This is a genomic window from Nostoc sp. UIC 10630 (assembly GCF_010747425.1).
Taxonomy (GTDB): Bacteria; Cyanobacteriota; Cyanobacteriia; order Cyanobacteriales; family Nostocaceae; genus Nostoc.
In genome coordinates this window covers 1-26,345 of the sequence record NZ_JAAGOG010000120.1, presented here as the reverse complement: position 1 = coordinate 26,345, position 26,345 = coordinate 1, and the positions used below count along the sequence as shown (strand labels likewise).

Genomic DNA, 26,345 nt, shown 5'->3' with positions numbered 1-26,345 from the left:
GAGCAGGGGAGCAGGGGAGCAGGGGAGAAATAATCATCATTCTTTCTCATCCCCCTGTGCCCCTGTGCCCTCTTGTAAAAATGACTTGACCCCATTTCTCAAACCAGTACCTCGAAACACAAAAGAGTTGCCAATCTCTTTGACTCAGCTTGAGTTTTGGATATTAGCTCAATTGCATCCCGGCATTCCCGTCTATAATATTCCATTGGCTTATCGCTTGACGGGTTTACTCAACGTCACTGCTCTAGCGCAAAGCCTCGTGGAAATTGTCCGTCGTCACGAAACTTTGCGAACTACTTTTGCGATCGCAGATCGGCAAGTGGTTCAGAAAATTGCTCAACAGCCTATATTGCCATTTTCGGCGATAGATTTGCGAAAACTTTCTCAATCTAAAACTGAGCGAAAAGCTCTGGCTCAAAGATTGGTAACTGAGGAAAAAAACCAGCCTTTTGATCTAGAACAAGAGCCTTTATTACGCGTCAAGCTGCTGCGGCTCTCTGATGCCGAGCATTTACTAATAATAACTATCCATCATCTGGTTTGTGATGGTTGGTCTGTGGGTGTGTTTTTACAGGAGCTAACAAAATTATACGAAGCATTTTGTCATGGTCAGCCCTCACCGCTTCCCGATTTACCCATCCAATATGCTGACTTTGCCAATTGGCAACAGCAGTGGGTTTCTCGTCCTGCTTTCGTGTCTGACCTTAACTACTGGAAGCAGCAACTAAGTAATAGCACACTTTTACTACAGTTACCTACGGTTCGTCCGCGCTTACCAGTACGAACTTTCCAAGGTGCAAGTCAAACTTTCATCATCCCTAAAAGCCTAACAAATGCTCTTAAACATTTGAGCCAACAACACAATGTAACTCTATTTGTGACTCTGCTAACAGCCTTCAAAATAGTGCTATTTTATTACACCGGACAGTCAGATATTATTGTCGGCACTCCCTTTGCCAATCGCCAGCAAGTGGAAACTAAAGAACTTATTGGATGCTTCATTAACACATTGCCAATACGTACATATCTGGGTGGCGATCCAAGTCTGAGAGAGTTGCTGTATCAGGTGCGTGGATGTTTTTTGGCAGCTTGCGATCGACAACAAATTCCCTTCGTGAAGTTAGTAGAAGCATTACAGCCAAAACGAGAACCAAGCCATTCTTTGCTCTATCAAGTGATGTTTAATTTCTTGCCTCCATCAGATTTAAAACTGACAAATTTAACTGTTCATCCCTGGTCATTTGAAAGTAAAACAGCAGAGTTTGATTGGGATATTTATCTTCAACAAACAACATTAGGAAGCATTGAAGGGAAATGGTGCTACAAAATCGATTTATTTGATGCTTCTACTATTAGCCGTGCGGTAACTCAGTTTCTAGTGTTGCTTGAGCTGCTAATTACTAATCCCGAATGCCGTCTGACTGACCTTTCCTTACTATTTCAGCAGCATAATTCTCAATGCCGTGCAATTTAGGTACACATAACAAGTAATTATACGACGTACAGATTATGGAAAAAACAAGACTGACTGTTTTGCGGGAAATGCGACTCTTTCTCATTGTTTGGGTAGGACAATTGATCGCCTTGATTGGTTCGAGTACCACTGCCTTTGCCTTAGATATCTGGGTTTACGATCGCACCGGATCAGTTACCCAGTTTGCTTTAGTTTCTCTGTTCAATACTCTACCGCTAATCTTAATTTCCCCGATCGCTGGGCCTCTGGTAGATAAGTGGGATCGCCGAAAGACAATGATTATCGCTGATGTCTTGGCGTGTTTGGGAACAATTGCGATCGGCGTTTTATTTGTCATCGGTCGGTTAGAAGTCTGGCACATTTACCTAGCCAATACCTTCACTGCTGTTTTCATGGCTTTTCACACACCTGCTTATACAGCATCAACAGTCTTACTAGTGCCAAAACAGCACCTTAATCGTGCCAACGGACTAATGAGTCTGATGTTTGGTATTTCCCTAATCATTGCACCAACTCTCGGAGGTGTTTTACTAACCATTGTCCATTTGCAAGGGATTATTTTGTTTCACGTAACGGCTGTATTTATTGCTTTTGTTTCCCTGATGCTGGTTCGGTTCCCGGAAGTTAACACAAGTGCTGTTGCAACTGCAAAAAGTTCATTCCTGAGTGAAGCAACTTACGGATTGACATATTTGATCGCTCGACCAGGACTGCTGGGATTAGTGTTATTCTCAGCCTCCAGCTTTTATATTGTGGGAGGTATTAATGTCATCACTATTCCGCTAGTCTTAAATTTCGTTTCAGTCAGCTTTTTGGGAACTATTCTTTCACTATTTGGCATTGCTATAGTAGCAGGTGGCTTGCTCGTCAGCATCTGGGGAGGGCTAGAACGCAACATATATGCCATATACGGGTGTATGCTTTTGAGTGGCGTATTTATTTTCGTCGCTGGTTTGCAAGCCTCTCTTGTCGTCTTCACTGTTGGTATCTTCTTATTTTTCCTAACACAACCGATCGTTTCCAGTTCTACGCAAGCTGTGATGCAAAATAAAGTAGAACCTAGTGTGCAAGGTAGAGTTTTTGCAATCAAAGGAGCGATTGAAGCAGCCGCTTTCCCTTTAGGCTATATCACCATTGGGCCTTTAGCCGAGAAGGTTTTTGAACCATTAATGGCTACTAACGGTTCTTTAGCAGGAAGCATCGGACAAATCATCGGTGTGGGGTCAGGTCGTGGGATGGGACTTCTACTGATGATTATGGGAGTCTTGACCATTTTAGAAACCTCTATTGCCTACTTGTACCCTCGCTTACGGTTTGTGGAAGATGAACTGCCTAATGTTAGTAATGCAGTTGCAATGGCTGCTGATACAGCTTCTAGTAAGAATGACGCAGTTTCTTTGATATCCTAAATTTGGCGTTGCATAGCGGTGGTTGATTAAAAACTCTACTAATTTGCAATTATTATTTTATTTTCGGAATTTTCGATTTTTGAAAATAGGTAATTGTTAACTTAGTCCATAAATCGGAAAAATTTTGTATCTTAATTTAACATTTATGCTCTAGATTAAATCCTGTGTTTTTTTATCGGTTATACCATTTCTTTGTAAGCCTGCGCCAAACTATTTTAAATTCTTTCTTTGTGTCCTTTGCGCCCTACCCTACGGGAAGCCGCTCCGCGTCTATGCGGTTCGTTTTTCTTCCTTGTACTTAAATACGGTTTAGCGCATATTCATACATAATTAGTATTAGTATTTTTTTCTTTAAATAAAAAAAGATGTTCAGCTTATTTTAAATATGCCAACCAAAGTTTCTCGCGGCCAATCCTTAATCAACGATCCTTCTTCTCCGGCTTCTAATAATTTTTGGGAGAATGTCAGAGCGATCGTTCAGCCTTACTGGTATCCAACAGAGTCAGGGGAAAGAGTATTTTCAGACGTGATTCGGATATGGGGGATGCTGATTCTCCTGATTTTATTAATAATCGCGCTAGTGGGCGTAACTGCCTTTAATAGCTTCGTTACTCGCTATATAACCGATGTCATTGAAGAGAAAGATTATCCTAACTTTATTAATACAATAGTAGTTTTCGGTGCTGCTCTTGTCTGCATAACACTCTTAAACGGATTTTCTAAACTTGTCAGAAAAAAAATCGCTCTTGATTGGTACAAATGGTTAAATAATCACACACTATCAAAATATTTGAGCAATCGTGCCTATTATAAAATCAACTTTAGATCCGATGTTGATAACCCAGATCAACGAATATCCCAAGAAATCGAACCCATTACCAGTAATGCTTTGAGTTTTTCAGCTATTTTCCTAGAAAAAGTGCTGGAAATGACTACTTTTTTAGTAATTCTTTGGTCAATTTCCCAATTTATTGCAATTGTTTTGGTTGTTTATACAATCGTAGGTAACTTGATTGCTATTTACTTAGGTCAACAATTGAATAAAATTAATCAAGAAGAATTAGAACTGAAAGCAGAATACAGTTATTCTCTGACTCATGTTCGTAATCACGCTGAATCGATAGCTTTTTTTCAGGGAGAAAACCAAGAATATAATATAATTCAACGAAGATTTATTAATCTCCTGAAAAATGTCGAACGCAAGATTAATTGGGAGAACAATCAAGAACTTTTTGACGGAGCATATAAGTCTGCTATCCAAATATTCCCATATCTGGTACTAGCACCTTTATATATGAGTGGTCAAGCTGATTTCGGAGAAGTTGTCCAAGCCAGTGTAGCTTGTAATCAGTTTGCCTCGGCTATGGCAACATTAATTAGAGAATTTGGGACTTCTGGACGATTTTCCAGTTATGTTGAGCGTTTATCTGAGTTTTCAGATGCGTTAGAAGCAGTTACCAAACAACCAGATAATGTCAGTACTATTAAAACAATAGAAGAAAATCGTTTAGCTTTCGAGAATGTCACCTTACAAACGCCAAACTATGAACAGGTGATCGTTGAAAATTTGTCACTTTCTGTTCAACCAGGAGAAGGCTTATTGATTGTTGGGCCGAGTGGACGAGGTAAAAGTTCTCTGTTGAGAGCGATCGCTGGTTTGTGGAATGCGGGAACTGGCCGTTTGGTACGACCTCCCCTAAAAGAAGTATTATTCTTACCCCAACGGCCTTATATCATTTTAGGGACTTTGCGCGAACAGTTACTTTATCCTAATACGAATCGTCAAATGACCGACGCAGAACTCAAAGACGTTTTGCAACAAGTAAACTTGCAAAACTTACTAAGTCGAGTTGAAGGCTTTGACACTGAAGTTCCTTGGGAAAATATATTATCGATAGGAGAACAACAACGTCTTGCTTTCGCACGATTGTTAGTTACTCATCCGAGCTTTACTATATTGGATGAAGCAACAAGTGCTTTAGATTTGAAAAATGAAGGAAGTTTATATCAACAGTTACAATCAACGAAAACAACATTTATTAGTGTTGGGCACCGTGAAAGCCTGTTTGATTACCATCAATGGGTTTTAGAACTTGCACAAGATTCCAGTTGGCAACTTGTAACTGTCCAGGATTATCGAAATCAAAAAGCAAGTGTAACTAAATTTCCGTCAAATACTCAAATCAAAATAAATGATTCGCCTGAAGATAAAGCGCAAAATGAGTCAGAAATCAGCACAGGCGAAAAACTTACTCATAAGGCAATGAATGAATTAACATACTATTCACTTAGCACTATTAGAAGCAAGGCAAGCAAAGGAGAATTTATCACTACTAAGGATGGCATTATTTATCGCTATGATAAAGATCCCAATGTTTTGAAATGGGTTTTAGTCTGACAACATTCAAACTACCCAACCAAAGGGTGAGAATGCTGAGACAACCTAAACTCAGGAAAGCAAAGTTTCAGCCAATATCCAAAAGCGGGAACAGCCAACCGCAAACATCAACTCAGGAGCAATAGTTTTTATTAGTAAATAAGGTGCGTTTCCACTACCCTAGTTGCACGATTGCATTGTGGCATTTGTCCTCAATTGGCGGTCTTTCAATATATTATATAGTTGTGTCTGCCGCTAGTCCAGAGTTCTCAGCCACTTGCAACTGTTGTTCAATTGCATCCAACTTTTCGCCAAGTTCCCTCAACGTAAGCTCCTCTGCCTGAAATTGCTGTTCGTATTGAAACTTGTGGGATAGGTCTGTCTCTATCACCTATGCATTTCTTATCCTGTCAACTCTATGCCTTTGCAGTGTGTAGGCTTTTTCGAGTGAGTCTCTTTCGGAGAGCGATCACTGGCGTTGATTCTGTGATTGGACTGAATTACCTGATACCGCCATCTGCTTCCCAAGGTGAATGTTGTAGATGTCGCTGCCAATTTGCCCAGCATTCACTGTGCGAGCGTTAATCAACCCGCCGCCAAACTGTGAATTGCGTAAGTCGTTCTTGGAGACTTGCTTTGGGTCTTCTGAGTCGGGCATTGGTCTGTTTAGGCAGATTTAAGCGTTGTTGTTATGAACATTACCACCTATCTAGTTTGTCTTGACAGGGTTGGTATCTAATATGCAATCTGAAAGCTGTCAGTTAGCTAGATTGTGATTACCGTGTTGTGCAACATCAACTATGGTCAGCTTGCCCACCTGAAGACCATTGTATAGGCAACACCTTACCAAGACTAGAGACTATAACTAAGCCACCCATCCCAAACATTCCCACAGAAACCAAGCCTTCAAGCGGATTCACTACAAGCGCAGTAGTTTCTGGTTGTTTGGGGTGATAACGGACAACCACTTTGTTGCCATTACTGGAGCGGTAGGATTCATAATTACCTGTAAAACGAATCCGCTCATTTTTAGCTACAAACTCAATAACTGGTGCATAGGTTTCTATGAGCTTATCCTTACTATCGCGCTCACGACGACTGATGCTGTCCACTACCATCCCCTGTGTTTCTATCAGTGTTGCACGCTCGTGTGCGATTTTATTGCTTACCCAAAAACCACTAGCAATGAACACCAATCCAATTACCAGTCCTATAATTGCACTTAATTTATCGTCAAAAGTACTTTGGTGAGGTTTGAAATGCATGGACTTGACAATAGCACAATAATTAACTAATTACACTCTACTTCAGTATCATACAGTTTAGAGGTATGGAGCTTCCTGTTGATCCATTCTTACAACTTATTATATTTTTCTCTCCATTTATTCCAAGTTTTTACACCTTTCTTTAGTATTGCCAAATGCTCCTCATTTGCCATCACCAGCTAAATCCTCTACTTCATCTGTAGCAACGGAACTATTCAACATCCTGCCATCCTTTTAAAGTTGCCAAAAGTATATTGACAAGAGGATGATCTACTAGTTTCTTTAATGCCTCTGTTCCACCGGCTTTCAACCCCCCAATTACCAGCGCTTTCAAAGTGGGATTACTATCGATTTGCTTGAGCGCTTCTGTCACCGCTATCTGTTAACTAAGACCAACACTCTGATCATATCTTTCTTGGTAGTAAGCAAAGATATGGTGTCAATAGTGAAGTAGGGTAAAAATAATCCTGCTAATGTTGCGAACAGCAACGCAGTACTGAATAAAGCAATTAATCCACGCCACATCAATCCTGTTTTTGCATGACTGAAGTTTGTTCTTGTGAGATTAGCACCTGTAAAATCTGCTCCTCGGATATCTGCGCCGCTAAAGTTTGCCCGTCACGATCGCGTCCCAAGAAAAACCCTTCCCTACTGCTGCCGATTTTGCTAAAGCAGTACAACTTGTCGCACCAACAACTAAACGCACCACAAAAAGCGAAAACCCTAAAACGCAATTGTGTAATTCTGTCACTGTTTCATCACAATTGCACCCCCGCTATGGTGAATCGGGAGTGATTGAGGCAGACGCACCAAATAACTATCAGCAGATTGTCACCTTCAGCGATGGTGAGAGGCTGCTGGTAAACAATAGTGATTTGGCTGATTTAAATACCGCAATTGTGTCCGAATCAAGTGAACGGACTTACTCAAAATACACCGAAGCGATCGCAGCACTCAAAAAACAGCATAAACAGGAACTAGAGCGACTTTCTCAGGAATTGAGAATTGGTTTGCAAGCAGAAGCAGGTGCTAAAGCTGAAGCCCAGGTACAAGAGCAAATCCAATCCTTGCAAAACCTGTACAAGCAACAGAAAGAGCAAAACATCCAGTTACAGCAACTACTGGATGAAATGGAATCACTACGGCAGTTGGAAACTGAGAATCAACAGCTTAGGCAGCGCATTCAGGATTTGGAACACGCTGTAGAGCAACGTCCTTCGCAACAGTGGGGAAATACCATGACCGTATAGGCGGCTGAAAAGGCCTATATCAGTGCTTTGTACGGCATTGTAGACATTCAGAAGATACCGTTTAACAGTTAAAATTGGCGGCATAGCCCACACGAGAGCCGTTATCAGGCACGTGCAGTTCGTTAATATAATCCTTCTGGTGGGGAAATATCAGATCCGACAGCCACACCAGTGTTAGTAGATTTAATCCCTGGTTTAACAGTAGGGGATTGTTGTTTTAACGATTGTAAAACAGAAGAAGAGTTATCTTGCTCATTTGATATATTGGTATTTGCTTGTTGCTGGGACATCAAAGTTAATCCTCCCATTGCACCAGCAAGAAGAACTGTATAACCTACATATAAATGCGTCGGACGAATTTCCAATCCCATTCCTTTTTTAGATTGATCCGAAAAAGGCTGAGTTACTGGTATAGCTGCTAGGAATGGCAAAGAGGCAGCTAAAGCAACACCATTAAGTCCTAAAGCATCTCCATAACGTCGTATAAATCCACGTACAAAAATGTCATCTGATAATTCTTTCCAGTTGCCGTTTTCTAATGCCTCTATCAGCTCTGTTCGAATATGAGTGGAAAGCTGGATGTGATCCAAAGAAAGCCCTTTGGATTGACGGGTCTTTTGGAGTTGTTGCCCGATTTGACGTAGGCACACCATGCGTTGTTGAGCTGCAAGTTCAGCTTGTTCAGCAAGTTCTGCTTGAGAAATTCTCTGATGATTCAGCAATTGTAGTGGTTTTTTCCACAGCGAATTTTCTGCTGTATTTTTAGAGGTTTCCTCTCGGAGAGTGCAATGCTCCTGCTGTATCTCTGGTGAAGAATTGACTGTTTCTGTGGCTGGCTTGTTATCTGTAACTGTTTCAACTTTTTGAGATTGTTGGGCAAATTGTTGAAATGCTAACCCGATTGCTTCTCTACCTACGGCTTTTAATAAATCTTGAGCCTGATCTGTTTGTTCACCTATTAACTTCTGTACAATCGCTAAAGCACGTCGATAAACTCCGCTACGATGCAGTTTTACTTCTATTTCTCCTAAAAGCGATCGCAACTCATCTTGAGAAATTTCAATATTCGGATTGTCCAGAATTTGCAAATAATATACAGGAGTAGTAACCATTGTGAAAGCCTTTTAGATGAACTCAATCAAAGAAAGTTACAATCATATTTTCACTATTTTTCCTAACTTCAACTTTGTTTTCCGGATGTTAATTGTATAATTTAAATTTTTTAATTGCTCATCAGCACTGAAGTAAGGCAGTAATAACCGTAGTAATGGTTGTAAAAATGATACTAATATCTTTTGGAGAAAAAACCTTGAGTGCGTACCAAGAGTAAGTTCTAGAAGTGCTGCAACGCAATACTGATTGTTTTTATCAGGTGCAAGATATGAGTTGGCGGCTGGTGCTTTAATTGTGGCGGCAAGTTGGGGAGAAGTTTCTGCTGTAACTATTGACCCAATCGTTATAACTGTTTGAGTCAATACTCTGCCACCTGAATCCTTACGTAGTGAAAGAAATAGTCCCAACAGCTGGTGAGATACAAACCCCGCTTTTCAAAACGACTGCATCGGTCTGAGTTTCAAGCCCCGTTTCAATGCTGTCTTCTCTACACCCTACGCTCTAACCCCCATACCCTTCTTTGTGACCATGTTCTAAACAGATAACCTGACCACTTTTTGACGACTACTACTTGCGTTTTTAACGTATGTTCTCCTTGTTTACCGCTAAAAAACTTCATCAGGACACATAGCAACTCATCTTTAGTATAAATACGCAGCTAAAACTTTATTAATTGTGCTAATTTGAGCTTACTGTATGTAATCAGTAGCATATAAACGTCAATTTCTCTGTTAATGTTAAGTAAAACTTGTAACTAACAGCATCTAACTTACTGTAATACCGCAACAAAGGAGTTTCAAATCTTGAAAGACTATATCTGTGAGATTTTTGCCCAAAATGTTGGTTTATCTATTGCAGAAATTTTTGAAAATGACTTGACGCTATCGGCGATTATTGCCCGTTCCGATCACCTACATAACAGCATCGATCTGATGGAGATTTTCGCCAAAACTGCGAATATGCTGAAAAAGCAGTATGGAGTCCAAATACGTTTGCCAGCTTTCTCTCTTGATACCCCTATTTCAGATGTATTAGAAGCATTTCTAAATGAAGCTGATAAAGTTAATACTTTGACCTAAAAATAATAAATTTTAAATCTCAAAACTTTTGCAGAATAAAGTCTAGAGAATAAAGGGTATTGGCAAAAATTTTCATTTTTAGTTTTACAACCAGCTTTTTAACCCACGTTCGCCCTTGGCGTTACCGTACTCCTTCTCCTAACGGAGACGCTAACGCTAAAGGAGAAGCAAGCTACGCGTCAGCGTCTTGAAGAGAATGGTAGATGGGTTTTGTTTATGTAGCTGCGACTTCCAGTTAGTCACCAAGGCTTTTCAAATAACCTCTAAAACTTAAAAATTAAATTCAAATATCTTCACTATGGTAAATACAATTTCTCGATCTGATATTGTCAGCAGCTTATATGCAATTGTTGCCGAGCAACGAAGCTCTTTAGTTGATTTAATATGGGAACAACACCATTTCCATGAAAAGCGCCGATGGAGTGCAGTGGAAATGATTGGTGCGATTAACCTGGAGGCTGTGAGTAAATTTGACAAAGCTAATCTCTGGAATGCTGGACGTGCAGAATTGACTACTAAGCCAGGAGCCGATCGCTTGGCTAGATTAGCTGATGCTGAGTGTCGTCGTTGGCAAGATGGTAATCCAGTTTTAGCAAGCATTATGCAAGCTTGTAGTACTTGGAGCCGTTACTGGAATGAGGAAGAAAGCTTTCACGAAACCACACTTAATCGCTTATCGACTCTACTCAGTCTAGAACCTGTCAGTGACGAGACTGTCATTGAGTTTCGGAAGATTTTTCCCGACGATGACATGCTCAGAACACTAGTATTATTAGCGATTTCAGAGATTACAGCCACGGTTAACTACTCTTGGTGTGCAAGTATTGCTCAAGACCCTGGATTGAAAAAGCTATTTAAGCAAATTGCTGCTGATGAATCGCAGCATCTGACATACTTCATAAGTTTTGCCAAAGCTTTAGTTGATAGTGAAGAGTACTCACCCAAAGGCGCATTTGCTGTTGCACACTTGTTTGTGCGAGAAGGGGGCGAACTTTATGGTAGTAACCGCCAACATCTTGAGCAGCGGGATTCTCACGTCAACTGGTGGGATTCGATCAAGTATGAGATGGTTCTGCCAGACAATATTGAGCGCAAACAAAATCTGATATTTTCTGCTCTCAGACAAATTACAGGAATTCAGGTAAACTCTGCTGCTGAAGTTGAGCAGACATGGCTGGATCTGGTGGGATGTTAATTGGACTGGGGCACGATATTCAACTGATTGCAGAACTAACAAAAGTTGAAGCTTTGAAACTTCCAGGCATTTTCTTTACAAACACTGAGTGCCTTTACTTCAGCCAAAGTAAAAACCCTCTCCAAAGTATGGCAGGTACTTTTTCAGCTAAAGAAGCCTTGTTTAAGGCTTTAGCAATGACCCCTAATTTCTACTGGACAGATGTAGAAGTGCGACATAATTCCCGTTACGCACCTTACTTTGAATTTTACGGCTCACTGGCAGAGCATTTTCAGGTTCAAGGTTGGACTGTTCACCTTTCCATATCTCACAGTGGGGATTATGTGTCTACTGTTGTGGCTATCTCTCCCCAGTCATGATTGCAGCGACTTGGGACTTGGCAGTAGAAAGGTGCAAATAAACAGAAGTGTGTAATAAAAAGTAAAGTTAACTAAAACCCTCTTTCCCTTCGGGTTCGTTACTTTGCCAGACGCTCGAAGACTCGCTAACGCTGCGCTAACGACGCAAAGCGCCAAGACGGAAAGTGACTCGCCTTCTGCCACGCCACTTGCTACAACGAGGGAAACCTCCACAACGCCGTGCCTCCTCTGCCTTCTGCCTTGCCTTGATAATAAATATTCACGCCAACCCACTTATGAACTTTGAAGCTGTTAACCTAAAACTTCAGGTACGCCCAAATGACCTTGACAGTTTGGGTCACGTCAATAATGCCACTGTTCTCGAATACCTAGAAGCAGGACGATGGTCATGGCTTGAGCATCACAACTTATTTCACGGACAGCGGATTATTCCTGTAGTTGCTCGTATTGAAGTCAACTATAGCCGTGAAATATTACCTGGAGAGGTCAAGATTATTACGAAGCTCAAAGACGCGGAGGAAAATTACTATTATCAAGTAATTTTTCACCAATTTATTGAGATTTTCCAAAACGGAACTGTAAAGGTTGCTGCCGATGCTCTTGTGAAAGTAGCATTCATTGATTCAATTGAACGATCGCTTAGAACTCTCCAGGATTTTCTTGATGAAAATAAGCAACAAAATAGTTGAGGTCAAAACAATGCAAGACTTACAACCTAGAACTAAGCTGTCGATGACCGCGATCGCAATGATTCAGGCCCTCAAGAATACTGACTCACACTTGGGCTTGTTCTTAAGGCAGGATCGCGCTGCTGAGTCTAAGTTTCTCGCCTATTGTGAGATGTACCAGAAGATTGCAGCCTATATGGAGTACTTTCGGACTGCGGGTGTGACAGCTGGCTCAAGGATTCTGTTTCCTTTTGAAACAACCGAAGGTGTGATTATTGCATTCTTTGCTTTAGTTGGACTGGGAGCAATTCCACTGTCAGTCAAACCCTACAGCATGGGTGTTGTTAAAGAGAGCTACCTGGAATTTTTGACCAAGGTTACAACCCAATATCAAGCTGAATTTGTGTTGGAAGCACCTAGTATTAGAAGTTTAGAATTGAGCCTCCAGCGTTTACAGTTACCAGACACAGATATTCAGCCCCAAGAATCAGCAAATTTTGCAACAATTACAGATACTGATATTGCTTTTGTGCAGTTTTCTTCTGGCTCGACTTCTTTCCCCAAAGGAATTCCAGTCACTCATGGGAAAATTGTGACACAAATGCAGGCGATCGCTAACCATGTTCAAAATAGACCCAGTGATGCAACTGCAAGTTGGCTGCCACTTTATCACGATATGGGATTAGTAGGTGGTTTGCTCACAACCCTATACGTGAGGCATAACTTGCACCTGAGTACCCCAATGCATTTTTTGATGAATCCCGTGGAGTGGTTGAGCGAACTGTCAGAAAAAAAGATTGCGATCGCAGTTATTCCAGATTTTGCCATTAGCTACTGTCTCCGTCGCTTGGCAATTACCGATCCAGAAGAAATTGCCAACTTAAACTTGACCCAGCTACGAATGGTTTTTAATGGCAGCGAGCCAATTAATATAGACAAACTACATCAGTTCTTGGAAGTGCTTGCACCCTATGGATTGCAACCTACAGCAATTAAGCCTTGTTATGGTATGGCGGAGGCAGTCCTGATGATTTCCTGCTGTAAGTTAGAAGATGTTCCCCGGATTGTGACTTTGGCAAATGGCTGCAAAGCTATTTCTGTAGGTCAAGCGTTGAGTACATTTGATATCCGTTTAAGAACTGAAGATGGTCTTTTATGCCATGAAGGTGAAATTGGTGAAATTGAACTCAGAGGCGGGACTTTGGTCGATAATTATTTTGAAAGCGAACACCCTTTTTACAATTGTGATGGTTTTTTCCCTACTGGTGATTTGGGTGTAATTAGCGAGGGTGAGTTGTTCGTCATAGGTCGGCTGAACGATCGCTTCAAAATTAATGGTCAAAGTTATTTTGCAAGCGATTTTGAACATGCCATAGAGTCGCTACCGTTTGTACAACCGAGCAAAGTTGCGATAATTCAGGCTGATGACCGCATTATTGTCTTGATAGAAACCAAACAGGCCAGTATTCTTCAACAAGTAATTGACCATCAACGCCAAGTCAGCGAGATTGTTCTCAACCAGCTGGGTATTAAAATCCTTGTGGACAATATACTCTTCATTCGCCCAGGACAACTAGAAAAAACTAGCAGTGGCAAGTTACGGCGAATAGCGATCGCTCAAGCCTACATCACAGGGAAAATTATGCTTGCTAAAAACGCTATAAATGGGTGTTAATTCTTTACTAATACCATCGTTATACTAAGTTAAAAAATGGTTGCGGCACATGTAGCGACTGTCTTAAAAGTCAAGCGCTCGTCAACGGAAAACTAGGGCTAGGAGAATTGACGCAACTGAGGAACGCTACGCTAGATTCGGTAGTGGCATGTACGGGCACAAAGATTGTAATGCCAAAACTTCAAGATTATTCCTTTTTTGCATAAAGTAGGCAACTTGAGGTGAATAGTAACAGACAAGTCAGTGCATTTATGACACCACGTACAGAGATGGTTTGGCTTGATATTGATGAACCATTGTCAAAAATCCGCAGCCAAGTCATTGAAAGTATTCATTCATTCTTCCCAGTTGGTCAACAGAGCATTGATAACTTATTAGGTATTGTGCAAACCAAAGAATTTTTAGCCCAAAATCCAACCCAGGCCATTGAATTGCAAGCTTTACTAAAGCCACTTTTATATGTCCCAGACAGCATGAAGGCTTTGAACCTCTTAGAATTATTTAAGAAATCTGGGACTCACCTTGCTTTAATCGTAGATCATATATGGGGTGACACAAGGCTTGGTGACAATCACTTATATTGTGGAAGCGATAGTAGGTGATATACCAACCAGTGAAGAACTAGCAGATCCTGATGTGGTGCAACGTGAAGATGGGTCTTGGTTGTTAGATGGACTGTTGTCAATTGATGAGTTGAAAGAAATTTTAGACATCAGAAATTTGTTACCAGAGGCAGGGGTAAACTATCAAACTTTAGGGGGATTTGTCGTTAACCAACTAGGGTATATTTCCTTGGTCGCTGAACATTTTAAGTGGGCGAGACTACGCTTTGAAGTAGTTAGTATGGATAGAAACAGAGTAGATAAAGTGTTGGTTGTGCCAATGTACACTGAAAAAGATCAGTGAGGCACAATAGATAAAGGTATTTAAACACTAAGAGCCTGTCAAGAAACAATTTTTAAAATTTGCTATTTAAAAAGCTTACTAAAAAAGCATTTATAACTAAAAAGAAGGAAGGTTATTTCATAATAAGCTCTAAGTTATGAAATTGGTAAATTATAAAATTATTAGTTGTAATTCTGACAGACCAAAAAGAATGAGAGCAACCCGATCTGCTTCCAAAAGAACTAATTTACAAATCTGTTAGTAGCCTTGCTTTTCTCAGGAGAAAAGTGAGTATCGTTTCTTTGTGACAAATAATATCTGCTCTAACCTCCATTCCGGCTTGGATCTGGTAGGAGTAATTGCCTTTCTCTAAATAGAGTTTTTCAACTTCAATTGTCACTTCATAATAGGATGCAACTGAACTATGACGACTATTTTGAGACACGATTGTATCGGCAGTTATGACCCTGACAGCGCCAGGGAGCGTACCATAATCTGGATATGGATAGGCCGAAACCCTTAGCTCCACTTTACCATCTTGACAATCTGCGACTTTTGCAGCTTTGCATAGCCGTACCTGAGCAATATCTTGAGTAGCAACACGGGCTTTGACAACTAAAGCAGCACTATTGGGAGATATTTGAGCGATCTCATCTCCTAAACGCACTACCTGGCCAGGATTTCGCAGTTCAAGTTTTAGAATCGTACCAGCCTCGGATGCCCGAATTATAGTTTTATCCAATTTTATAAAGACTTGTTTTAAGTCTTTTTGAGCGCTGTTAATTTGATTTTGGATTTCAACTTGACGGCGGATTAATTCTTCTTGTTCTTTATTTAAACTAGCGAGAGTAGATTCACCTATTGCCTGTTCTTGAGCAATTTTTTCTTGTGCGATCGCCACATTTGCAGAGCTAGGATTAAGTCCCACTTTGGCGCGTTGCCACCTTGCAAGTGCAGCTTTAAAAGCTTGTTCTTTCTCTTTAATTTGGAGAGTAGCAATCGCCCCTGTGTTTGCTAGTTCCCGATATCGCTGAAGTTCTTCCCGCGCTAATTCAACAGATGCTTGTGCTTCTTGGACTTGTGTCTGAGTTGTAATTTGCCTATCTTTATAATCTCGTTGGTTGCGACTTAAGTCAGCTTGTAAAGATGCGATCGCTCGTTGCCTCGAATTAGACTCAGCAGTGATTTGAGCTTGTAGCGCTTTGATTTGGTAAGCAATTTGCTGAAATTGCTGCTTATTTTGCTGGATATTGTCTGCAATTTGGTTTTTTTTGGTTTCGATTTGAGAGTTGTCGATAGTCGCAATCGGATCTCCCTGCTTTACTAACTGATTTTCTTGCACTAAAATCTTTGTTACAGTTCCTTCCTCAGCTGTTTGCACTAGCCGTATATCTCCTGAAGGACGGATTGTAGCTGGTGCTTTAACAGTAACATTGTATTCAGTAACAGCGAGAATAGTTATAGTAGCACCTACTGTCCCAACTAGAAATAAACCCCCTAACGTCGTCCAAAGACTAATTGATGGTAAAAATTGGTCACTGTGAATTGGGCGAATTAAATCTGGGCTGGGGTCATTAAGCATAATTAAAGTATCAAGTAGCAATTTACAAATAGATAAAAACCTGGAAAAATAAGTTTAAAATTTTTCCAGGTTTAACTAGTATTACATTTAATTTTTTCATTTAACTAGGTTGCTAAATATTTACTACCTAGTCAAAGAGTTTTTTAATTTCTAAAGCGTACCTATTTTACCGCCACCGCTCACAAGAGACATCTCTTTTTCATTTAAATTTTCTACTAGCAAGTGTGCTAAACACTGTGTTTTACTTTCTTTCTTTTCTTGCTTTTTCATAGTGCAATTTTCCTTTGTATGTAGATGTTTTTGTTGCTTAATCTCAAAAGCCAGTATTGAAGTATCTTGATAGCAGAGTAAATTAGAGATTTTAACTTCTAAAGCGAGCCTATTTTACCTGTGCCGTTTACAGAAGACATCTCTTTTTCATTTAAGATTACAACTGATAAATTAGCAACAGGCTGTGCTTGAGCTGATTTGCTGATTTGCTTATTCGTTTTCATCGTTAATTTTTTGAGGTTGTAAATTTCAATGTTTATGATTACAAGGAAAATATTTCCTATTTTCCACTTTCATCATTATTCAATTTAAAGGTTTGTTAACGCCTAAATTGCATTTAGTTGACCTCCACCAGTGATAGTATTCATATCCTTTTCAGTCAGATTCACAACTAACAGATTGGCAACAGGCTGTGTTTTGGTTGGTGTTTTAACTTGCTTTGTGATTTTCATAGGAAAATTCCTTGTATTGTTTCGTTTTGAATCAGGAATAGCAGCATCTATCCTGAGATAAAACTCCTGTATTAGATACTACACGTCCTCTTCATATAATTACAGTTATATTGCACAAAAGTCGAGATGAGGGAAGTGTGTATCAAATTCATACAAACTTCATAAAAGTACGGTTATCATGTAGCCAATGTTTTGTGGCAGCTTTTTCGCCAAAATGGTCAGATTTGTAAAATATCCCTGTGTCTTACAAGTTGCTGAGTCCGACTGTGGAGCCGCATCCTTGGCTACTGTTGCTAAGTTCTACGGTCGAACAGTGGCAATTAGTCACATTAGAGAATTAGTTGGTACTGGGCAGCAAGGAACTACGTTACTGGGGCTGAGACGAGGGGCTGAGGGACTGGGTTTCAATGCCCAAGGTGTAAAGGCTGCACCAGAAATTCTCGACCAAATAGATGCAGTCTCTTTACCTGCGATCATTCACTGGTTGGGATATCACTGGGTGGTGTTGTATGGCAAGCGAGGTAACAAGTATGTCATTGCCGACCCTGCTATTGGTGTGCGTTATTTATCTTGCGAGGAGCTAACCAAAGGCTGGCAAAATTACATCATGCTGTTATTAGAGGCAGACCCAGTACGCTTTGCAGAACAATCAGACGATGAAGTTCACGGTTTAAGACACTTTTTAGGGCGTTTATTACCTTACCGAATAATTCTTGCTGAAGCGTTGTTGCTTAACTTCGTACTTGGTTTAATTGCTCTGACATCTCCTTTTTTAATTCAAATTCTGACTGATGATGTGCTAGTTCGGCGAGATAGTGGGCTGCTTAATGCTGTGGTAATTGGTGTTGCTGTAATGAGTCTCATCAGTACCAGTCTCAAACTTGTACAGTCTAATTTAATTGCACATTTTGCTCAACGGTTAGAATTAAGTATAGTTTTAGAATTTGTACGCCAAATATTGCGTTTACCACTAACTTATTACGAAACTCATCGCAGTGGCGAAATTATCAGCCGACTCCATGATATTCAACGAATTAGAAATGTTATTTTTCAGCTATTAGTCAGTCTACCTAGCGAATTTTTTATTGCCATAGCTTCTTTAGCCTTACTGCTATTTTATAGTTGGGAACTAATGCTCGCTATTGCTGTGATTATTGTTTTCATGACAGCATCAACAATTGTGCTTTTCCCTATTATGCGGCAAAAAACTAAACGGGTATTAGCTCAAGAAAGTGAAAATCAAGGAATTTTAGTTGAAACTTTTAAAGGCGCGCTTACTCTCAAAGCTACTGTAGCTGCACCCCAACTTTGGGAAGAACTCCAGGTGCGTTCTAGCAGTGTAGCTAACTTAACTTTTCGTACTGTCCAATTAGCAATTACTAATCAAACATTCTCTGATGTTGTTTCAATTCTCGGTAGTGTAGGCGTACTGTGGTTGGGAAGTCAATTAGTATTTACAAAGGAACTGAGTATTGGTCAACTAGTAGCTTCATATAGCTTGACTCAAAACATAATTCGTTTAATTACTGATTTAGTAGTAATTATGAATCAAATAGTCTGGATAAAAGCAGCCGCAGAAAGGTTAAATGAGATTGTTGATGCCTCTCCAGAAATCCAAATAGAAGATTTTAAAAAAGCCTATGTTAAAATTCCAGCAAATGCTGAAATAGTTTGTTCTCAATTAAATTTTAACTATCCTAGTCAAATAGATTTATTGGAAGATTTTTCTTTAATAATTCCTGGTGGTAAAGTAGTCGCTTTAATTGGCGAATCTGGCTGTGGTAAAAGTACATTATCTAAATTAATTGCCGGACTATACCATTTAGATTCAGGTAATATCCGTATTGGAAGTTATAATCTAAAAGATATCTCACTAGATTGTCTGCGCCAGCAAATTGCTTTGATTCCTCAAGAACCTCACTTTTGGAGTCGTTCAATTATTGCCAACTTTCGCTTAGGTGCTCCTCATATCACTTTTGAAGAAATTGTCAAAGCTTGTCAACTAGCAAAAGCAGATGAATTCATTAGTCAACTTCCAGACAAATATCAAACTGTTTTGGGAGAATTTGGTGCAAATATTTCTGGAGGACAAAGGCAACGATTAGCTATAGCAAGAGCTATAGCTACCGATCCACCAATTCTGATTTTGGATGAATCAACTGCTAACCTCGATCCTCACACCGAGAGTGTAGTTCTAGACAATCTGTTATTTGATCGCCAAGCCAAAACTACAATCTTAATTAGTCATCGTCCAAGAGTGATTAACCGAGCTGATTGGATTGTCCTACTGGATGAAGGCAAATTGAAAATGCAAGGTACTCCAGAAGAGTTGCGATCGCAACCAGGCAAGCATTTAGATTTTTTAAAGCCTTAATCATTATCTCAGCAGATTAGAAAACAGTTTGAATTTAACTGCTTCGGTGTAATCGAAATCACACGCTCAGTCTTACCCGTGATGCGCCGCCAGAAATCTGTGAATTCTGTATCATCATCTGCACGGGTGGCATATTCGGGGAACAGAAGATTTATTATACGGCTGCGACGTTGCTCTCTGGGTTGAGTTGGTTCAAAGATGAGTTGTGATGACCAGCCGTTATAGCTTATCACTGTAGCGACTGGTCACATAGCCAGGTGGTAAGTAATGCAGATATGGTATTTGAAGTAAGTAGTGGTAATATACTACAAGACTATTAATATAGTATTTTACTAAGCACCAGTTAGCCTAACTTTTTAATGCTTCACTCTGCTTCCAAGTGAGAAAGATAATTTATGTGGATATGGATGCCTTCTATGCATCGGTGGAACAGAAAACTACAAGATTGCCAGAGCAGAAGATGACCGCCCAGTTGAGGCAAATCGGGTTCGCAAATCGATTGGTGCAGAAACCTCGTTTGCACAAGACTTAAGCAATATCAGTCAGATGTTGCAAGAACTCGAACAAATTGCCCAAATTGTCGAGCAACTTTTAGCGCAGCTGTAAGCCCCACTTCTAAAAAGCTCAGTTACCGTCGTAAGCATTTCACAAGCTCATCAATGATTGTAATTGTGTGTCTGAATTATCTCCCAATTCTTGTTGTAATTGGGATAGTTGATTTTCTAACGCTTCAGCAGTGTGGATAAGATTAGACTCTTGAGCTGTTTTTGTTTTTAGCTTCATGGCAAGGCCATCTGTCAGCCAAAAAGCTAAATAGCTGAAATTCTTCACTTTACATTTGACGATTTTGGACTATGAGTCATACTAAAAAAAGGTTCATGATTCTAGCAATCGCTAACTATATTTCCAAGCAGCCATTTGGCTAAGGAGATAGTTGAAACTGGGTTGACATTATTGGTGAAAACTTATTAGTTGAGAGGTGAAGTCATGAATCAGTCTCATGAAGAAGACAAAAATAAATTCCTTTCCCCTCGTGGCCGCTACTACGGACAAGTTAAACCAGAAAACTTAGTGTTTAATGCTAACTTGCAAGAATTTGCTCAAAAAGTTGACACGATCACCAGTTTAGAAAGCAATGGTAAGCTTGAGCCAGAAGATGCTTATCAGCAAATTAAGGAACTTTGGAAACAGTTAAAGCACAGTAAGAAGGAACTGGGAATTGGTGAGGAGCCATCGGCAACAGCCTGATAACTGACCTAGTTTAACTAAAGCACTCTGGGGAATCATAATGACTGAGTGATTTCAGAGGGCAGTTTTATCCGCCCGAACATTCCCGGCATTAAATTTGTGGCTTCTTTAAGGGCTATTTTGACAGTAAAATTACGACTGTTGGGGTTTGCAGAAGGAATAATTTGATTTACTTGTCCGCGCACAGAACGCTTGAGAGCATCTAGCTGCACTTCCACTTCATCTCCTTGTTTCACCAAGGACTTCATTGACTCTGGTACTATAACGCTAAACTGCAAGCGATCGCTACTTTCCAATGTCACTAAAGGTTGTCCAAAACCCGCTATTGCACCCACTTCTGTATGTTTCTTAGTGACGACTCCAGCAAATGGTGCTTTAACAATGCTGCGGTTTAGGTTAGCAATCGTTGGCTTTACTTCTGCTCGTGCTTGCTGAACTTGGGAACGCGCCTGCTTTACTCCTGCTCGTGTTTGCTGGACTTGGAAGCTTGCCTGTTTGACGGCAGTTTTGGCTTGCTCAATTTCCTGCAAGGCTTGTTCAATCCCAGTTTTTGCCCGTTGAATGCGAGCTTCAATTAATGCAACCTGTGTATTGGCTGTATCTAGTTGTAATTGACTAACTGCACCATCTTTTCGCAGCATAGCCATGCGTTGTTGATTGAACTGAGCGTCAGCTAGTTGTGCTTGTGCTTCCTGCAATTTGGCTTCGGCTTCTTGTTGACGAACCTCTGCTTGATTGAGTTGTGCTAGAGCTTGAGTTTTGTTTGCTAGGGCTTGAGTTTGGGCAACAGTCGCAACTGTTACACCTGCCTGAGCTTGGGAAATCACAGCCGATGTTTGATTGCGTTGTGCCTGGATATCTTTGATATCAATAATGGCAATGGTTTGACCTGCTTTAACTCTGTCGCCTTCTTGCACTGGCAAAGTTTTAATCTGTCCCATAATTCGGCTGGTAGTAGTAACGGTTTCTACCGCTTCCAACGTACCATTCAGGGGGATTCTACCCAGACTGAATGCTTTCTTGGTCAGGGGCGCTTTTACTTCTATAGGTTTGATAGTGTTAGTTATGGTAGCAGTAGATTCCGCAGAATTAGAAAAAAAGGATAACGCGATAGCTCGCAAGCCTGTGATTGCTAAAAGGGCTGCTAAAAAAAACATATCGCATTTCATTCGCTTACCTTTGCTGTGATACTAACCCAAGACGAATTAAAGTGATTATTTACTAAGGAATTTCTCTCCCCGCGCGATCGCCTACGTCAGGCGCTTGCGCCATTGTACTCTATTTGGCATCACGCAGATGTCATCCAGTACTGGGAACCTTCCTTGAACTATTTAAGAAATTTCTGCTCTTGAGCGCGATCGCAGTGCTATCTGGAGGTCACGCTCAAGAGCAGAAACGAACGACCGTTTCGGTGATTGGGGACACTGCTGGAGTGTAGAAAATTTAATCGTCATGAATTTGAAGAGTTTCACCGTTGGCACGAGTAATACTCAGGGCTTTGAATTCATTGTCGTCATAGTTGCCAACGACGGTGACTTTTTCTCCGACAGAGAGGTTAATGGGTTGTCCTAACTGAGGTTCTGCCTCAATGATGATTTGTCCCTTACCATCGTTGAGAATGAACTCGTCATCTAAAAGCTTAGTAACTTCGCCGGAAATACTGGTAACACGAGCGTTTGGCAAATTCTCAATTTGGTTTGGTGCTTTCTGCGCTCCCACCTCAAAAGGCATGAGCAACGCAAACAAACCGGTTAGGACGATAGTGGGTGTAGGATTGAAATTCATTGGTTAAATCCTCCAATCTGACGTGTAATTGACGCTTATTTTCAGATTGTCAGATAAAAGTAACAAGAAGGTAACAGCTTGATCCCCGGACAGGGTCTTCTTTTACTACGAATGAAAATATTTGCTAGCCAACCCGGTATTGAATTGTTCATTATGGTGAGGATTTAGGCGTGAATGGTAGTTTGATTTGAAATGTAGAGCCTTCACCCAAACGGCTGATTGCTAGAATTTGTCCCCCATGTACCTGGACAATCTGTTGTGCGATCGCTAATCCTAACCCGAAACCTCCTGTATGGCGCGAGCGTACACTATCTACTCGATAAAACCGCTCAAAGATATAGGGTAAATCTGCCTCTGGAATCCCAATACCGCTATCCCGGACTTCAATTACCACCCAACCAGACACAAGGAAAACTCGTAAGCGAACTCTACCTCCAGACGGCGTGTAGCGGCAGGCATTACTGAGAAGATTTTTTACTGCTTGCCGAATTAAATCTGGATTGATTCTCAACATTACCAATTGTTCAGGAAATTCGCTGGTTAATTCTAAGTTTTTTGCCTTTGCTGAGTGGGTGTATTCCTCTACTAATATTTCGAGCCAGCTAACCAAATTGACGAGGTTAAGTGCCTCTGGTTTTAACTGTCCTTCATTTCGAGCTAAGAATAATAAATCACTAATCAACATTCCCATTGATTCAGCAATCTGGTCGATATTATCTAGGGAACTTTGCTGTTCATTAGGGTCAATTGGTTCGAGCAAACCAAACTGAGCATTATGCCGAATTGCCTGAAGGGGTGTCCTTAGCTCGTGGGAGGCATCAGCTGTGAAGCGCTGTAATTGCTCGTAGGATTGGCGAATTGGCTGCATAGCCATTCCACCAAGAAACCAACCCGTCAAACCAATTACGCTTAAAGCAATGGGTACACCTACTATTAAAAACAGTCTCAATGACCATAAAGTTTCTTCAACAGGCACTAAAGAAGCTGCTATTTACAGATAGCCGATTAATTGTTTATCCTGAAAAACCGGAACTGTTAATTGACGTAGCATTTCATTGTGACGAACACTGGTGGAAACGCGATCGCCTTCTTGAGGCGACTGTTGTGCAGCATCACCTAACCTAATTGTTTGAAACCCTAGTTGATTATTTAACTGCTCTGATGGAGTGACACCAAAAAACTCTAGTAGTTGCTTTTTGGGAGTGTACCAACGGGCATAAATAATCCTATTGTCAAAGGGCAAAGCTTCACCACCTAAGATGGGGACATCTTCAAGACTAATGCGTTGCTGTTGTTGGTAACGTCCATCTTCAACACCCGCCGCCATCAGCTGCGTTGTGTTGTAAAGTTCTTGGTCAAATGCCCGCAATTGCTCTTTGACTTCTAAAAAGTAAAGTATGATTGCAAAGATCACCAGAATACTTCCCATTGAAAGCGTAAACCAGCGAGCTAGGTTACGCCGACTGCGGCTGAACATGGGAGGAATGAGCGATCGCATTATTCAGGGGCAACTAATCGATATCCTATACCGTACACGGTCTGAAGCCAATCTTCTGCTTTTACCATCTGTAAGCGCTGCCGCAGTCGATGCACTAACATCGTTATTGCTTTACTATCTGGTTGTATATTCCACTCCCAAAGTGCTTGTTCGATTTGGGCGTGAGTGAGTACTTGCTTAGGATGTCGCAGAAAGTATTCCAGCAATTGAAACTCTCGACCCGATAATTGGACTGTAGCTTCCTGGCGTTCTAACGTTAGAGTGTTGAGATGAAGTTGTAAGTCGGCTAACTCTAGCGTGTCACCTTGCCAGAGTGGCGCTCTGCGTCCCAATGCTCGTACTCGTGCCAATAGTTCTAGCAAACTAAAGGGTTTAACTAGGTAGTCATCTGCACCAACATCCAAAGCAGACACTTTATCCAAAATTGCATCCTTAGCAGTGAGAATCATTACTGGAGCCGTTTTACCTGCTTGGCGATACTTTTGACACAGACTCACACCACTGAGCTTGGGCAACATCCAATCTAAAATTAACAGGTCGTAGTCTCTCTGTTGCATTAACCACTGGGCTGTTTCACCATCTTCAGCACCATCTACAATATGTCCGACTTTCGAGAGCGCACCCTGTAGTGGTTGTAATTGAGTAATATCATCCTCTACAAGCAAGATTCTCATTCATTATGTCGCTATACTTTTTATTTTCCTATGATAAATTCATAATCAACCTTTTTCTGTATTATCCCTGTTATCTCAAACTGGGATAAGCCAATCTCTGACAGCCCTCTGAAGCTTTAATTTCTGAGTTTTGGCTAAAAATTTTAGTTTCTGTGAGTAAAGAAAAGCTTAAAGTTTTATTTAATCAAGGGTTGAGAATTTTACTTCAATTATTGTTTACCGAAAGTGAGAAAACAGGGTTATGGCTCGACCTCGTTGGCTGCAACTTCTAATTAAATTAGGGCTAGAGTTTTGGCTGCCAATACCCTTAATTGGACTGTTTTTTTGGTTAAGTACGGGTTTGCTGACACATCAAGTCTTAAGCTACACCTATGACACAACCGCCCAAATCCACGCCGACTCAAAACATCACATTCAGTTTTCTGTTTCACTCGCTGTTATGTCTATTGAAGCGGTAATTCAACGTCAAGAAAAGTTGACTGAAGTCAAAGTTTACACTGCTGATTCAGTGTTAAAGCAGATGGAATTTGAATTCCCCGTGACTGAATTTGCTCAAGTTGATGCCGCAAGCGCTCAAGCTTTAGGATTACCGATAACAGCAATTAAGCAGTTAATACGTTATCGCATTGAAAACTAAGGGACTTCCAGCCCTGGGTATTTACTTGCAATCCAAAACTTTACTAATAAATCATCTATATGAACTTTAAAATATTTGAAACGAGCTTGTCTTTTTTGTAAATATTGTTAAGCAAATCGCAATCGAAGTGAGCCTTGCAAGAGGCGTATAATCAGCAAGTATTGCCAATTAAATTTAGTAAACCTTATCTTCATACAATTGCATCTAATATTTATTTACTCTTTACCCAAAGGTGAAATTGACTAACTACTCTGGATATTGACTTTGATTCAAGCACTATATTTAACTCTATAACTTAACGAAAGCTTAACTTAATGCCTCTAGAAAAATTTCTAGAAGCATTAAGGTTTAATAATTTTGGTTCTTCAGTATCTGTTATGCCAAATTATTAGTTAGATATCAAAACTAGGCTCGACAATAAAGCTCAAAAGCCCGAATCAGTGCTAAACCCCATAAAAAACTAGGAAATAATGTTTATTTCTGTTGCCAAGTAAGCGTTTCATGGCTTTTTTGAAGGTAATTTAGCATGATAGATATATTAATTTTTATTCAGTCAGAGCTTAATTTACTCACAGAAATTATCAACTCTCAACTCGCGCCACACATCAGACGGTTGCCACCCGGAGTTACCCACAGAGCGGAGGGGGCGATAGTGTTTAGAAATGTATTCGGATTCGGAAACGTAGTCTTCAATGTATACAGGTGGATTGGGTTCAATTACTGTTTCAAGAATATTTTGGCTCTCAGGCATCTCAATGGGTTCAGTCGGTGGTGGGGTTACTTCTGTTTTCTTGCGAACTGGGTTAGGGTTTTTTTTGATGAGTCGTTTCATATCTATAGGAATCATTCGGCTTTCCAGAAAGAACGGATATCCCAGAATACAAGAAGTTATCAGCGAATCAGAGACATTTTGCCATAAAGTTATATGGGCGTGGATTGCTTTTTAGGGACGGGAGCCAGTTTGATTTGGCATTGATACAACTTGATCGCTGTACCCCGCCAATCACCCATTCAGGTAATAGTTGCTCAAAACGACCATTTTTTCTTCTCTGTATACAAAGGCGAAAATGAGAAGT

The 26,345-nt window shown here is 40.5% G+C and carries 35 protein-coding genes; 15 read left to right on the top strand and 20 right to left on the bottom strand.

The window, feature by feature from the left end; genetic code table 11:
* From G1O98_RS24240 to G1O98_RS24230, 3 genes are all read left to right on the top strand, one after another.
* The coding region (locus G1O98_RS24240) for a condensation domain-containing protein (RefSeq protein WP_243458521.1) at nt 1-1,474 on the top strand (1,474 nt) is incomplete at its 5' end.
* Nucleotides 1,475-1,509: 35 nt separating this feature from the next.
* Complete coding sequence (locus G1O98_RS24235; RefSeq protein WP_163932925.1) at nt 1,510-2,883, top strand: MFS transporter; 1,374 nt, start codon at nt 1,510-1,512, stop codon at nt 2,881-2,883.
* A gap of 385 nt (nt 2,884-3,268) precedes the next feature.
* A complete protein-coding gene (locus tag G1O98_RS24230; protein WP_163932922.1) occupies nt 3,269-5,281 on the top strand; it encodes an ATP-binding cassette domain-containing protein in 2,013 nt (670 codons plus the stop codon).
* Between the two features lie 214 nt (nt 5,282-5,495).
* Here G1O98_RS24230 and G1O98_RS24225 read toward each other — a convergent pair whose 3' ends face one another.
* The 5 genes from G1O98_RS24225 to G1O98_RS24205 form a co-directional block, all read right to left on the bottom strand.
* Nucleotides 5,496-5,651 carry a hypothetical protein gene (locus G1O98_RS24225; protein ID WP_163932919.1) on the bottom strand — a complete coding sequence of 52 codons (156 nt, stop codon included), beginning with the start codon at nt 5,649-5,651 and terminating at the stop codon, nt 5,496-5,498.
* A 78-nt stretch (nt 5,652-5,729) separates the two neighbouring features.
* Nucleotides 5,730-5,918, bottom strand: a complete 189-nt coding sequence (locus G1O98_RS24220) for a hypothetical protein (RefSeq protein WP_163932916.1) — start codon at nt 5,916-5,918, stop codon at nt 5,730-5,732.
* A 136-nt stretch (nt 5,919-6,054) separates the two neighbouring features.
* Nucleotides 6,055-6,525 (bottom strand): DUF3592 domain-containing protein, encoded by a 471-nt coding sequence (locus tag G1O98_RS24215; RefSeq protein ID WP_163932913.1) that lies wholly within the window; start codon nt 6,523-6,525, stop codon nt 6,055-6,057.
* Between the two features lie 211 nt (nt 6,526-6,736).
* Entirely contained in the window at nt 6,737-6,898 is a 162-nt protein-coding gene (locus tag G1O98_RS24210) for a hypothetical protein (protein ID WP_175586850.1), read from the bottom strand.
* A gap of 2 nt (nt 6,899-6,900) precedes the next feature.
* The gene (locus G1O98_RS24205; protein ID WP_163932937.1) at nt 6,901-7,119 is read right to left on the bottom strand and encodes a pentapeptide repeat-containing protein; all 219 of its coding nucleotides are present in this window, start codon (nt 7,117-7,119) and stop codon (nt 6,901-6,903) included.
* A gap of 17 nt (nt 7,120-7,136) precedes the next feature.
* Between G1O98_RS24205 and G1O98_RS40150 the strand changes: the two genes are divergently transcribed.
* Nucleotides 7,137-7,775, top strand: a complete 639-nt coding sequence (locus G1O98_RS40150) for a hypothetical protein (RefSeq protein ID WP_345940588.1) — start codon at nt 7,137-7,139, stop codon at nt 7,773-7,775.
* A 122-nt stretch (nt 7,776-7,897) separates the two neighbouring features.
* Here G1O98_RS40150 and G1O98_RS24195 read toward each other — a convergent pair whose 3' ends face one another.
* Together G1O98_RS24195 and G1O98_RS24190 are read right to left on the bottom strand one after the other, a co-directional pair.
* On the bottom strand, nt 7,898-8,887 hold the full coding sequence (locus G1O98_RS24195; RefSeq protein WP_163932910.1) for a helix-turn-helix domain-containing protein: 990 nt from the start codon (nt 8,885-8,887) through the stop codon (nt 7,898-7,900).
* Nucleotides 8,888-8,929: 42 nt separating this feature from the next.
* Entirely contained in the window at nt 8,930-9,250 is a 321-nt protein-coding gene (locus G1O98_RS24190; protein WP_163932907.1) for a hypothetical protein, read from the bottom strand.
* 441 nt (nt 9,251-9,691) lie between these two features.
* On the opposite strand from G1O98_RS24190, the gene G1O98_RS24185 reads away from it, so the two are divergent.
* From G1O98_RS24185 to G1O98_RS40830, 7 genes are all read left to right on the top strand, one after another.
* Nucleotides 9,692-9,967 (top strand): hypothetical protein, encoded by a 276-nt coding sequence (locus tag G1O98_RS24185; RefSeq protein ID WP_163932904.1) that lies wholly within the window; start codon nt 9,692-9,694, stop codon nt 9,965-9,967.
* Between the two features lie 298 nt (nt 9,968-10,265).
* Entirely contained in the window at nt 10,266-11,162 is an 897-nt protein-coding gene (locus tag G1O98_RS24180) for an acyl-ACP desaturase (protein ID WP_163932901.1), read from the top strand.
* The gene (locus G1O98_RS24175) at nt 11,138-11,521 is read left to right on the top strand and encodes a holo-ACP synthase (RefSeq protein ID WP_163932897.1); all 384 of its coding nucleotides are present in this window, start codon (nt 11,138-11,140) and stop codon (nt 11,519-11,521) included. Before G1O98_RS24180 ends, G1O98_RS24175 begins: the two co-directional genes overlap by 25 nt.
* A gap of 164 nt (nt 11,522-11,685) precedes the next feature.
* On the top strand, nt 11,686-12,210 hold the full coding sequence (locus tag G1O98_RS24170; protein ID WP_202985819.1) for an acyl-CoA thioesterase: 525 nt from the start codon (nt 11,686-11,688) through the stop codon (nt 12,208-12,210).
* 10 nt (nt 12,211-12,220) lie between these two features.
* On the top strand, nt 12,221-13,864 hold the full coding sequence (locus G1O98_RS24165) for an AMP-binding protein (protein WP_202985818.1): 1,644 nt from the start codon (nt 12,221-12,223) through the stop codon (nt 13,862-13,864).
* A gap of 251 nt (nt 13,865-14,115) precedes the next feature.
* The gene (locus tag G1O98_RS24160) at nt 14,116-14,466 is read left to right on the top strand and encodes a hypothetical protein (protein WP_207794507.1); all 351 of its coding nucleotides are present in this window, start codon (nt 14,116-14,118) and stop codon (nt 14,464-14,466) included.
* On the top strand, nt 14,447-14,770 hold the full coding sequence (locus G1O98_RS40830; protein ID WP_163932892.1) for a transporter associated domain-containing protein: 324 nt from the start codon (nt 14,447-14,449) through the stop codon (nt 14,768-14,770). The genes G1O98_RS24160 and G1O98_RS40830 overlap by 20 nt, the downstream gene beginning before the upstream one ends.
* A gap of 226 nt (nt 14,771-14,996) precedes the next feature.
* On the opposite strand, the gene G1O98_RS24150 is transcribed toward G1O98_RS40830, so the two are convergent.
* The 4 genes from G1O98_RS24150 to G1O98_RS40820 all read right to left on the bottom strand — a co-directional run bounded on the left by G1O98_RS24150 (nt 14,997) and on the right by G1O98_RS40820 (nt 17,053).
* Nucleotides 14,997-16,331 (bottom strand): HlyD family efflux transporter periplasmic adaptor subunit, encoded by a 1,335-nt coding sequence (locus tag G1O98_RS24150; protein ID WP_163932889.1) that lies wholly within the window; start codon nt 16,329-16,331, stop codon nt 14,997-14,999.
* Between the two features lie 150 nt (nt 16,332-16,481).
* A complete protein-coding gene (locus tag G1O98_RS24145; RefSeq protein WP_163932887.1) occupies nt 16,482-16,601 on the bottom strand; it encodes a bacteriocin in 120 nt (39 codons plus the stop codon).
* A gap of 98 nt (nt 16,602-16,699) precedes the next feature.
* Nucleotides 16,700-16,825, bottom strand: a complete 126-nt coding sequence (locus tag G1O98_RS40825) for a hypothetical protein (RefSeq protein ID WP_275941797.1) — start codon at nt 16,823-16,825, stop codon at nt 16,700-16,702.
* 102 nt (nt 16,826-16,927) lie between these two features.
* On the bottom strand, nt 16,928-17,053 hold the full coding sequence (locus tag G1O98_RS40820; RefSeq protein WP_265578519.1) for a hypothetical protein: 126 nt from the start codon (nt 17,051-17,053) through the stop codon (nt 16,928-16,930).
* A gap of 214 nt (nt 17,054-17,267) precedes the next feature.
* On the opposite strand from G1O98_RS40820, the gene G1O98_RS24140 reads away from it, so the two are divergent.
* Nucleotides 17,268-19,427 carry a peptidase domain-containing ABC transporter gene (locus G1O98_RS24140; RefSeq protein WP_163932884.1) on the top strand — a complete coding sequence of 720 codons (2,160 nt, stop codon included), beginning with the start codon at nt 17,268-17,270 and terminating at the stop codon, nt 19,425-19,427.
* A gap of 8 nt (nt 19,428-19,435) precedes the next feature.
* Here the strand turns inward: G1O98_RS24140 and G1O98_RS24135 are convergent, their stop codons facing one another.
* Nucleotides 19,436-19,660, bottom strand: coding sequence for a hypothetical protein (locus tag G1O98_RS24135; RefSeq protein ID WP_163932881.1), 225 nt, complete (start codon nt 19,658-19,660; stop codon nt 19,436-19,438).
* A 136-nt stretch (nt 19,661-19,796) separates the two neighbouring features.
* Between G1O98_RS24135 and G1O98_RS41200 the strand changes: the two genes are divergently transcribed.
* On the top strand, nt 19,797-20,033 hold the full coding sequence (locus G1O98_RS41200) for a hypothetical protein (protein ID WP_345940589.1): 237 nt from the start codon (nt 19,797-19,799) through the stop codon (nt 20,031-20,033).
* A gap of 39 nt (nt 20,034-20,072) precedes the next feature.
* Here G1O98_RS41200 and G1O98_RS24130 read toward each other — a convergent pair whose 3' ends face one another.
* Nucleotides 20,073-20,258 (bottom strand): hypothetical protein, encoded by a 186-nt coding sequence (locus tag G1O98_RS24130; RefSeq protein WP_163932879.1) that lies wholly within the window; start codon nt 20,256-20,258, stop codon nt 20,073-20,075.
* Between the two features lie 156 nt (nt 20,259-20,414).
* On the opposite strand from G1O98_RS24130, the gene G1O98_RS24125 reads away from it, so the two are divergent.
* The gene (locus tag G1O98_RS24125; RefSeq protein ID WP_163932877.1) at nt 20,415-20,675 is read left to right on the top strand and encodes a hypothetical protein; all 261 of its coding nucleotides are present in this window, start codon (nt 20,415-20,417) and stop codon (nt 20,673-20,675) included.
* Between the two features lie 35 nt (nt 20,676-20,710).
* Here G1O98_RS24125 and G1O98_RS24120 read toward each other — a convergent pair whose 3' ends face one another.
* From G1O98_RS24120 to G1O98_RS24105, 6 genes are all read right to left on the bottom strand, one after another.
* Nucleotides 20,711-21,844, bottom strand: coding sequence for an HlyD family efflux transporter periplasmic adaptor subunit (locus tag G1O98_RS24120; protein WP_163932875.1), 1,134 nt, complete (start codon nt 21,842-21,844; stop codon nt 20,711-20,713).
* A gap of 162 nt (nt 21,845-22,006) precedes the next feature.
* Nucleotides 22,007-22,129 carry a hypothetical protein gene (locus tag G1O98_RS40815; RefSeq protein WP_275941796.1) on the bottom strand — a complete coding sequence of 41 codons (123 nt, stop codon included), beginning with the start codon at nt 22,127-22,129 and terminating at the stop codon, nt 22,007-22,009.
* Nucleotides 22,119-22,460 carry a hypothetical protein gene (locus G1O98_RS24115; RefSeq protein ID WP_163932872.1) on the bottom strand — a complete coding sequence of 114 codons (342 nt, stop codon included), beginning with the start codon at nt 22,458-22,460 and terminating at the stop codon, nt 22,119-22,121. The genes G1O98_RS40815 and G1O98_RS24115 overlap by 11 nt, the downstream gene beginning before the upstream one ends.
* A 151-nt stretch (nt 22,461-22,611) precedes the next feature.
* Nucleotides 22,612-23,436 (bottom strand): HAMP domain-containing sensor histidine kinase, encoded by an 825-nt coding sequence (locus G1O98_RS41195; protein WP_345940587.1) that lies wholly within the window; start codon nt 23,434-23,436, stop codon nt 22,612-22,614.
* A gap of 15 nt (nt 23,437-23,451) precedes the next feature.
* Nucleotides 23,452-23,958, bottom strand: a complete 507-nt coding sequence (locus G1O98_RS41190; RefSeq protein WP_345940586.1) for a hypothetical protein — start codon at nt 23,956-23,958, stop codon at nt 23,452-23,454.
* Nucleotides 23,958-24,632, bottom strand: a complete 675-nt coding sequence (locus G1O98_RS24105) for a response regulator transcription factor (protein ID WP_163932870.1) — start codon at nt 24,630-24,632, stop codon at nt 23,958-23,960. Before G1O98_RS24105 ends, G1O98_RS41190 begins: the two co-directional genes overlap by 1 nt.
* A gap of 241 nt (nt 24,633-24,873) precedes the next feature.
* Here G1O98_RS24105 and G1O98_RS24100 point away from each other — a divergent pair, with 241 nt between their 5' ends.
* Nucleotides 24,874-25,269 carry a hypothetical protein gene (locus tag G1O98_RS24100; protein ID WP_163932868.1) on the top strand — a complete coding sequence of 132 codons (396 nt, stop codon included), beginning with the start codon at nt 24,874-24,876 and terminating at the stop codon, nt 25,267-25,269.
* Between the two features lie 565 nt (nt 25,270-25,834).
* Here G1O98_RS24100 and G1O98_RS24095 read toward each other — a convergent pair.
* On the bottom strand, nt 25,835-26,116 hold the full coding sequence (locus tag G1O98_RS24095; RefSeq protein ID WP_175586849.1) for a hypothetical protein: 282 nt from the start codon (nt 26,114-26,116) through the stop codon (nt 25,835-25,837).
* Nucleotides 26,117-26,345: the final 229 nt, after the last annotated feature.